This window comes from Pedobacter sp. HMWF019 (assembly GCF_003061025.1).
In the GTDB taxonomy this organism is placed as follows: Bacteria; Bacteroidota; Bacteroidia; order Sphingobacteriales; family Sphingobacteriaceae; genus Pedobacter.
On the sequence record NZ_QAIL01000565.1, the window covers coordinates 1 to 9,316 of the forward strand.

Consider the following 9,316-nt stretch of genomic DNA (forward strand, 5'->3'; position numbering starts at 1 on the left):
AATAAAATAAGACTTAACATATTGTGTACAATAACTATATGTTAAGTATCTCTTTTGTTTTTGTAAATATCTGTAATACAGCAGTTTTGTTGTTGTATTTTCTTGTCGGATATTTTTCCGGGTTGCCTGTTTATCCCTTCTGTTTGAATAATTTTTTCTGTAAGTAATCCTGCCATCTGTAATATTCAGTGCCCCGACGAATTTGCCATGTGAACTTTTGGTTTTCTGTCTATATAAATGTTGTGTTTAATTAATGATTTCTTAAAGTTAAGCGTCAAATTCTCCGCTTTTGGACTCCTTAGATTTGTGGGCTGTGGTTATGGTTAATCACAGGAAATAAATTTTTTTCACTCATTTAAAAAGCATGAATAAATCTTTACTGATTAAAATTACTTTGCTGATTCAATTTTTAGCTGTAGGCGTTTTCGCGCAGCAAAAAATCACAGGTAAGATTGTAGATTCATTAACTAATGAATCACTACCAGGAGCATCCATTGGTTTTAAAGGAACCAGGAACTTTACCTCCACTGCCCTTGATGGAAGTTTCAGCCTGCAAAAGCAGGATGGCTTAAATGTTTTAACGATCTCATTTATCGGATACAATCCCAAGCAGGTGATCCTTAAAGAAGGAAGAACCAATCTTGGTGCAATTAAAATTTCTCCAAATTCAAATTTAATGTCTGAGGTGGCTATCCTTGGTTCCAACGTGGCTATTGACAGGAAAACGCCGGTTGCGGTTTCTACCATCAATGCCCTGGAGATTGAAGAAAAAGGCAGTAACCAGGAGTTTCCTGAATTGCTCAATGGGATGCCTGGTATCCAGGCAACCAAACAAGGTGGTGGTTTTGGAGATTCGAGGGTAAGTATCCGCGGATTCAGTACCAGCAACTTAGCCATTATGGTGAATGGTATTCCCATTAACGATATGGAAAATGGTTCTGTATACTGGTCTAACTGGGCAAGCTTAAGAGATGTAACCTCTTCTATGCAGGTGCAAAGAGGATTGGGGGCCACTAAATTGGTTGTGCCATCTCTTGGAGGTACCATTAACATCGTTACCAAAACTACAGATACTGAAAAAGGTGGCTCGATTTCTCAAACCATTGGAAACGATGGTTTCGTTAAAACTTCTCTCTACGTTTCTACAGGAATGAACGATAAAGGCTGGGCTTTCTCTGCTCAGGGTTCACGTACTGCAGGTAATATGTATGCAGAAGGGCTTCAGTTTACGGGTTACAATTATTTCTTTAACCTTTCCAAAAGGTTTAATGACCACCATACTTTGTCTATTACCGCAATGGGTGCGCCGCAAACGCATGGACAAAGATCCAGCAAACAAACTATACAGGCGTTTGAAGATGCCCCACAAGGCATTAAATTTAATCCAGACTGGGGTGTTAAATATGGACAGGTGGTTAACGTAAAAAACAATTACTTTAACAAACCAATTATCTCGGTAAATGACTATTGGACCATTGACGAATCGTCAAGTTTATCTACTGTATTGTATGCTTCACGTGGTACAGGAGGCGGTGGTTCCAATTTAGGTGCTGCATTGCCAAGAGTTGGAGGATATGCTTATGCGCCATATGATCTGGATGCGGCGATCGCAACAAACAAAGCTTCTGTGGATGGCTCTGCTGCATCGTACCTCTATTCTTCAGTGAATAACCACAACTGGATTGGTGCCATGAGTACTTACAACAAAAAATTCAGTAATTACTTCAATTTTACTGGTGGTGCTGATTTGAGATACTACGAAGGCCTTCACTATGTGAAAATTACAGATGTTTTAGGTGCAGATTACGTGGCTTATCCTTGGTTGGGTATCAACAGTACAAGTACCTACCGCGGAAACATCAACGATCAGAACCCAATGTTAAAAACTGGTGATAAGTTTGAGTACAATTACAACAGTAAAATACTTTGGGAAGGTGTATCCGGGCAGGTAGAATATGCAAAGGATGATGTTACTGCATTTGTGTCCCTGGCTGCTTCCAACACTTCTTTCAAAAGGATAGACTTTTTTAACTACACACCAGATGATCCTGCCAGAGTATCTCCATACAAAAGCTTTTTAGGTTACCAGGCAAAAGGTGGAGCTAACTATAACCTGGACGATCATAACAATGTATTTGCTAATATCGGTTATTTAGAGAAGGCACCAATTTTTACTAACGTATTCCTGGAGTATAAAAACTTCATTAATCCAGATGCTAAAAATGAAAAGCTTTTCAGTTATGAATTAGGTTACGGATATAGAAGTAAAACGCTTACTGCAAACATCAACCTGTACCGCACAACCTACAGAGATCGTGCAAGAGCAGTGAATCAAACAGCACAAGACGGAACGGTATATACATTTAACCTTGCTGGCGTAGATGAATTGCACCAGGGTGTTGAATTTGATTTCAGATACAGACCTATACAGGCGGTAACCTTAACGGGTATGCTGTCTATTGGCGACTGGAAGTACTTAAATGATATTGGTCCGGTAACCGTAAATGCACAAACTGGAAGTTCGGCGCAGCCACCAACCATTGCTAAACTGTATTTGAAAGGATTGAAAGTAGGTAACCAGGCACAGACTACTGCTGCCCTGGGCTTGGATGTTCAGGTTTTGCCTGATCTAAAATTAGGTGCTAACTATAATTATTATGCAAACTACAGAGCTGATTTTAACTTCTATAGTTATAACAAAGCAGGAGCAGAACCTTGGAAAATTCCTGATTATGGATTGCTGAACCTGAATGCGGTTATTAGATTTAAACTGGCAGGTCTGAATTCTGCTGTAATTGCAAACGTAAACAACGTGTTCGATACTAAATACGTTGCTGATGCTTATGATGCAAACGGTACAAGTACCGCAGTTGGATCTACTGTATTTTATGGATTTGGAAGAACCTGGACTACCGGTTTGAAAATTAATTTCTAATTGAACATCATGAAAAACTATATATATATTATTCTGGCATTTGTTGCCATGGCATTTGCAGCCTGTAATCCAATGAAGGATACAATTAACGAAGTTGAATCCGCTCCGGGTGTAGCGAGAACTTTAAATATTACCACTACTTCAACTTATGAAACTGCAGCAGCAGCTAATACGGGTATTGTAGCCTTGTTAAATAAGTCCTATCCACAGATGGGCAACGGGACTAAAGCGAATGTGACTTATAGCTATAAAACCAATACAGTGAAACCGGTAGACAGTGTGTACGCGAATGTACAATACACTGTCACTGATGCCGATTACGCTGCCGCAAATGGAAATTCGAACAAAAATTTCACTTCTGCAAAGGTTTTGGACTTTTTGGAATCTAAGTATCCTCAGGCAAGTACGCCGGCTAATAAATTGGTTATTTTGTCCTATACATTTTTTCTTTCCAATGTAACTACCGGAACACCTGTTACTGAAGCGTACCTGTTACAGAGCATTGGCTGGCAGAAAATTTATTTAATTTCAAATACACAGTACGCTGCCGTTGGAAGAGGAACAAATAATATGTTTCTTTCTGGTGATGCTGCTAATTTGGCCGGGTATTTTAATACTTTCCTGAAATCTGATATTGTAACCATGTCAACAGCTAAAGCTGGCGATAAAATTAATGTGAGTTACAGGGTTTACCAATCTGCAACAGTTTCTTATCAAAAGGTGTATGCCTTAACGTATGATGGTGTAAACTGGTTGCCAAATACCACCTTGGCTTTCCTTAAGCAAGATGGGAAATGGATTCCGGATCCGACTATTTACTATACTATGGTTACAGCCGATTATCTTAACCTTAATCTCAGCACTGTAACTTATACTTTCGGCACAGCAGCAAACAGAGGTAATGCAGCACAGTACAAGAGTATTAACGTTAGTGCAACCAATGGTACACAATGGTCTACTTCAGAAATTCAGGCGATGTTAATTTATACACTGAACCTGAAATTTCCTAACGCAGTAGCCAACCCGGAAATTCCGTATGTGATCACTTATTATTCCTACAATGGAAAATACAGTTATGTTCCTGTGAAATTCATTAAAACTGCTACTGGATTTGTATTGGCAAATCCTCAATAAGCACGATATCTTTTAATTAAAATCCCCGCTTCGGCATTTGCTGAAGCGGGGATTTTTCAGGTAAAAATTGGATCAGCACTGTACTTCACCAATATAAATACTATCGCCTGTCCGTTTCCCATCTGCAGAATTAAAACTCATATAGCAATGAACAAGTTCACCTGCAAAATTACGGGGCATTTTCATCGTGTAGCTTAAAGTGTGCCGTCCGGTTGCTCCAATAAACTTAACAACCTTTTCTTTAGCCGGACAATAGGCTAAAAAAGTTGCCAGATCTGTATATTGACAATAAGAAGACTGCGGTTGTGCTAACCACGTTGCTATAATATCCGTTTCTATAACAGCCGCTGTGGTGCCTTCAGGCGTATAAATCGGTCCACGGCTGTAGACGAGCTGCGGGTAATTGAGGGAAATTTTTTCGCTTGTTTCGGTAAAGGCATGAGGATAGTTGTAGGAAAAAGCGGCATTGACCGGAGTCTGGCTTCTTTTCAGAGGTTTAAAACCGGTATTAACGAGTTGATCTATCTCAGATAAAAAGCTATTCAGCAAGGCAAATTTCTCCTGTGCCTCCAATTGTTCTTTAGAAAAGCGCTTGTTCCTTTTTTCGTGGAGCGAGGTCATTACATTCTGCCCTCGGTGGCTGCGGCCAATTACACCACCTACTTTATTTCGGAAAGGACCCAGAAGCCCTGATTTTAAGATGCCCATAATTAAGAATTTGAGTTAGAAATTTCATTAGCCTCAGGTGAATTAAAGCGCCCGGTGTAAATACTATCGGACACTTGTTTGCGATCTGCCGAAATAAAGGATATATAGCTTTCCATATGTTTTCCTTTCAGACTGGCCGGGATTTCCTGCTCCATAGTTCCAGATAATCTGCTGTTGCCAAATAAGGTATAAAATACCTTTTTTTGATCTGGAAAATAAACCAATACCATGGCCTGGTCTGTAGATTCCTGCCAGGCCATCTGTGGATTCGTATCCCAGTTAAACTGTAATCCTGCTGGGCTTTCTTCAACGCGAAGGTTTTCTGCGGTTTTAAGAGGACCTTTACTGATTTGAACTTTCTCGTAAGCAATTTTCAGGTTCGGATAGCTGCCTTTAATTGCGTGAGGTCTATTATAGGCCATGGCCAGATTGAAGGCATTTTTATCTGTTCCCAATTGCTCAATACCAAAACCCACATTGATAAATTCTCCCAGGGGTTTTAGAAACTGGCTTACCAACTTGATTTCTGATCTTACTTTAAGTTGTGCCTGGGTAGGAGGTTTGGTGGTTTTACCAATTTCCCTGGCTACATTTTTTCCGTTCAGTACATAATACACAACATTGCCAATCCTGCCTCTATGGTTTCCATGAGGGCCATTACTTGCAATTCCCATGATACAATTTCTATTTGGTTCAAATCCGCCCCTTACATTTAATAGGGTTATGAACAAATATAAGGTATAACCTGCTTATTAACAATAGATAAAGTGCTAATAAATACGGAATAATCCCCTATAAACCAGGGATAAAATACAGGGTTGAATTATCCTTGGCTTATCTTTGAACTATCCTTAATTTATCCTTGGTTTATCTGATTGGATAAGGCAAAGATAAACCAAGGATAAGACAAGGATAATTTAAAGATAGATTTGTCCAGTACTTTATCCGTATTTTATCAGTTATTTAATAGAATTTAATAGCGACTAGGTATAGCTATGCCGGCTCGTTAACCGCTGTGAAACAACAAAAGCACCCTAATGGGTGCTTTTGTTGTAATTTTAAGGAAGTATGCTTGTCTGTTTTAATTATAAACAAACTCGCCTTTATCGCTCTTAATCGTTACTTGTTTGGCTGCAGAAGTTTCTACATGACCAATGATCTGAGCGTCTATATTAAAACTTTTAGAAATATCAATAATCGCCTGGGCAATTTCCTGCGGAACATATAATTCCATTCTATGGCCCATATTAAATACTTTGTACATTTCTTTCCAGTCTGTTCCGGATTGTTCCTGTATCAGTTCAAATAAAGGCGGAACAGGGAAGAGGTTGTCCTTAACCACATGTACATCATCATTAATGAAATGAAGCACTTTAGTTTGGGCACCACCGCTGCAATGTACAATACCGTTGATCTGGCTGCGGTAGCTTTCCAGTATTTTTTTGATCACCGGTGCATAAGTACGCGTTGGCGACAAGACCAGTTTACCTGCAGTGATTTCAGTCTGATCATCTATTTTAACCAGGTCTGTTAAACCTTTGCCTCCTGAAAATACCAGGTCAAAAGGAACAGCCGGATCAAAACTTTCCGGATAATTCGTTGCAACATATTTGTTGAAAACATCGTGTCTGGCAGAGGTTAGACCGTTGGAGCCCATACCACCATTGTATTCTTTTTCATAACTGGCCTGTCCGGAAGAAGAAAGACCCACAATCACATCACCCGCCTGGATTTTGTGGTTACTGATCACTTCATCACGTTTTAAGCGGCAGGTTACCGTAGAATCTACGATAATGGTCCGAACCAGGTCGCCTACATCAGCGGTTTCTCCACCGGTAGAATAAATGGAGATCCCTTGTTCACGAAGCTCTGCAAGAATTTCTTCTGTGCCATTGATGATGGCAGCAATCACTTCACCGGGAATCAGGTTTTTATTTCTGCCAATGGTAGAAGACAACAGAATGTTTTCTGTAGCCCCTACACAGATCAGGTCGTCAATATTCATGATAATGGCATCCTGGGCAATTCCTTTCCAAACAGAAATATCTCCGGTTTCTTTCCAGTATACATAGGCAAGCGAAGATTTGGTGCCTGCACCATCTGCATGCATAATGTTGCACCATTCCTGGTCGTTACCTAAAATATCCGGGATGATTTTGCAGAAAGCTTGCGGGAAAATACCCTTGTCAATGTTTTTGATGGCCTGGTGCACATCTTCTTTAGAGGCAGAAACGCCACGTTGGTTGTACCTGTTATCACTCATGTTGCTGCAAAGATAGGGAAACGCGTCAATCTTGACACGATTTCCGGGCAAAAAAATAACCTCTGCTTTTTTAGGGCAGAGGTTATGAAATCAAAACAAAGTATTATTTTAAAAATAACAGTTCTCTGAATTTTGGTAAAGGCCAAACACTGTCGTCAACGATCTGCTCCAGTTTATCTGTATGGTAACGGATGGTGTCGAAATAGCTTTTCACCTTCTCATCGTAAGCAATCGCTTTTTCGCGTGTATCTTCGATGGCATTGGTTACTTTACGCTCTTCCAGCATGGCATCGATATTGGTTTTCAGAACGCCCAGGTGCTCAGAAACTTTATTGATGATGGCCAATGGTGCTTCTAAAGTTTCCTTAGCTAAACCAAGATCTTTTAAGCCTTTTGCATTTTCCAGCAAGGTGTTTTGGTAAGCGATGGTTGCAGGAATGATCATGCTGTTGGTTACTTCGCCCATTACCCTGGCTTCGATCTGTAGTTTTTTGTAATAGCTTTCTAACAAGATCTCATGACGTGCATGTAATTCGCGCTCGTTGAAGATGTTGTTTTTGGTGAAAACTTCAGTCGATTTTTCGCTGATGTAAGCATCCAAAGCAACCGGAGTAGTTTTGATGTTGGCTAAACCGCGTTTAGCAGCCTCATCTGCCCATTCCTGGCTGTAACCATTTCCTTCAAAACGGATGTCTTTAGATTCTTTGATGTATTTTTTGATGATCGTTAACAAGGCAACGTCTTTTTTCTCGCCTTTTTTGATCAATTTATCTACTTCAACTTTGAATTTAGTCAACTGATCTGCCATGATGGTGTTTAATACAGTCATTGGTGCAGAAGAGTTTGCAGAAGAACCTACAGCTCTCAATTCAAATTTATTACCGGTGAAAGCAAATGGTGAAGTACGGTTACGGTCTGTGTTGTCTAACAAGATCTGAGGGATCTTAGGAATACCTAACCATAAAGAATCTTCATTTTTTACTTTTTTCAAAATGCTGCGTGAGCTTTCGATCTCATCCAGTACATCAGCAAGCTGAGAACCTAAGAAGATGGAAATGATTGCCGGTGGTGCCTCGTTTGCACCTAAACGGTGATCGTTGCTTACAGAAGCAATACTTGCTCTTAACAGGTCTGCATGTTCGTGTACTGCTTTGATGGTATTCACAAAGAAAGTAAGGAACATCAGGTTATTTTTAGGCGTTTTACCTGGAGACAACAAGTTTTTACCTGTATCAGTGATCAACGACCAGTTGTTGTGTTTACCTGAACCGTTGATACCTGCATATGGTTTTTCGTGTAACAATACTTTAAAGTTGTGTCTTAAAGCCACTTTTTCCATTAAGTCCATCAACAATTGATTGTGGTCAATCGCTAAGTTGATTTCTTCATAGATTGGCGCACACTCAAATTGAGAAGGAGCTACCTCGTTGTGACGGGTTTTCAAAGGAATACCTAATTTTAAGGCTTCGTTTTCAAAATCTACCATATAAGTAAATACGCGCTCAGGGATAGATCCGAAATAGTGATCTTCCAATTGCTGTCCTTTCGCCGACATATGACCAAATAAGGTACGGCCGGTTAAGGCAAGGTCAGGACGTGCATTGTATAAGGCAAGGTCTACCAGGAAATATTCCTGCTCGATACCTAAAGATGCATTTACTTTAGTGATGCTTTTATCAAAATACTGGCAAACATCTACAGCTGCTTTGTCTAAAGCATTTAATGCTTTTAATAAAGGTGCTTTATAATCTAGTGCCTCACCAGTGTAAGAAACAAATACAGTTGGGATGCAAAGGGTTTTACCAGCTTTGCTTTCCATAATGAAGGCAGGAGAAGAAGGATCCCATGCTGTATAACCGCGTGCTTCGAAAGTGTTGCGGATACCACCATTAGGGAAACTTGATGCATCTGGCTCTTGTTGTACCAATGCACTTCCTGCAAATTTTTCAATTGCTCCATCTGCACTTGGCTCGAAGAACGAATCGTGTTTTTCGGCAGTTGTACCGGTTAGGGGCTGAAACCAATGAGTATAGTGTGTTGCGCCTTTAGACATTGCCCATGTTTTCATTGCTGTTGCAATGTGGTTGGCCTCGTCCTGGTTAATTAACACGCCCTGATCAATAGCAGAAATTAATTTTTCATAAACTTCCTTTGATAAGAGATCTTTCATTTTTTTCTTATCAAATACATTAGAGCCAAAAAACTCCGAAATTTTGGTTGATGGCGACTTAACCTCGGGTGAAATTCTAGATTGTGCCTCTTTTAATGCAATTGTT

The 9,316-nt window shown here is 39.9% G+C and carries 6 protein-coding genes; 2 read left to right on the plus strand and 4 right to left on the minus strand.

The window, feature by feature from the left end:
* The first annotated feature begins 364 nt into the window (after nt 1–364).
* Together DBR11_RS27390 and DBR11_RS27395 are read left to right on the plus strand one after the other, a co-directional pair.
* Nucleotides 365–2,935, plus strand: coding sequence for a TonB-dependent receptor (locus DBR11_RS27390; RefSeq protein ID WP_108555726.1), 2,571 nt, complete (start codon nt 365–367; stop codon nt 2,933–2,935).
* A gap of 9 nt (nt 2,936–2,944) precedes the next feature.
* Entirely contained in the window at nt 2,945–4,069 is a 1,125-nt protein-coding gene (locus tag DBR11_RS27395; RefSeq protein WP_108555727.1) for a hypothetical protein, read from the plus strand.
* Between the two features lie 72 nt (nt 4,070–4,141).
* Here DBR11_RS27395 and DBR11_RS27400 read toward each other — a convergent pair whose 3' ends face one another.
* From DBR11_RS27400 to DBR11_RS27415, 4 genes are all read right to left on the minus strand, one after another.
* Nucleotides 4,142–4,777 carry a DUF6266 family protein gene (locus DBR11_RS27400; protein ID WP_108555728.1) on the minus strand — a complete coding sequence of 212 codons (636 nt, stop codon included), beginning with the start codon at nt 4,775–4,777 and terminating at the stop codon, nt 4,142–4,144.
* A 2-nt stretch (nt 4,778–4,779) separates the two neighbouring features.
* Nucleotides 4,780–5,451, minus strand: coding sequence for a DUF6266 family protein (locus DBR11_RS27405; protein ID WP_108555729.1), 672 nt, complete (start codon nt 5,449–5,451; stop codon nt 4,780–4,782).
* Nucleotides 5,452–5,858: 407 nt separating this feature from the next.
* Nucleotides 5,859–7,040 (minus strand): AIR synthase related protein, encoded by a 1,182-nt coding sequence (locus DBR11_RS27410; RefSeq protein ID WP_108555730.1) that lies wholly within the window; start codon nt 7,038–7,040, stop codon nt 5,859–5,861.
* 103 nt (nt 7,041–7,143) lie between these two features.
* A partial coding sequence (locus tag DBR11_RS27415; protein ID WP_369974466.1) for a glutamine synthetase III occupies nt 7,144–9,316 on the minus strand: 2,173 nt, incomplete at its 5' end.

Bases quoted from the DNA above. Each gene is read 5' to 3' on its own strand.
- DBR11_RS27410 (WP_108555730.1), bottom strand. From the start codon at position 7,040: ATGAGTGATAACAGGTACAACCAACGTGGCGTTTCTGCCTCTAAAGAA.
- DBR11_RS27395 (WP_108555727.1), top strand. From the start codon at position 2,945: ATGAAAAACTATATATATATTATTCTGGCATTTGTTGCCATGGCATTT.
- DBR11_RS27400 (WP_108555728.1), bottom strand. From the start codon at position 4,777: ATGGGCATCTTAAAATCAGGGCTTCTGGGTCCTTTCCGAAATAAAGTA.
- DBR11_RS27390 (WP_108555726.1), top strand. From the start codon at position 365: ATGAATAAATCTTTACTGATTAAAATTACTTTGCTGATTCAATTTTTA.
- DBR11_RS27405 (WP_108555729.1), bottom strand. From the start codon at position 5,451: ATGGGAATTGCAAGTAATGGCCCTCATGGAAACCATAGAGGCAGGATT.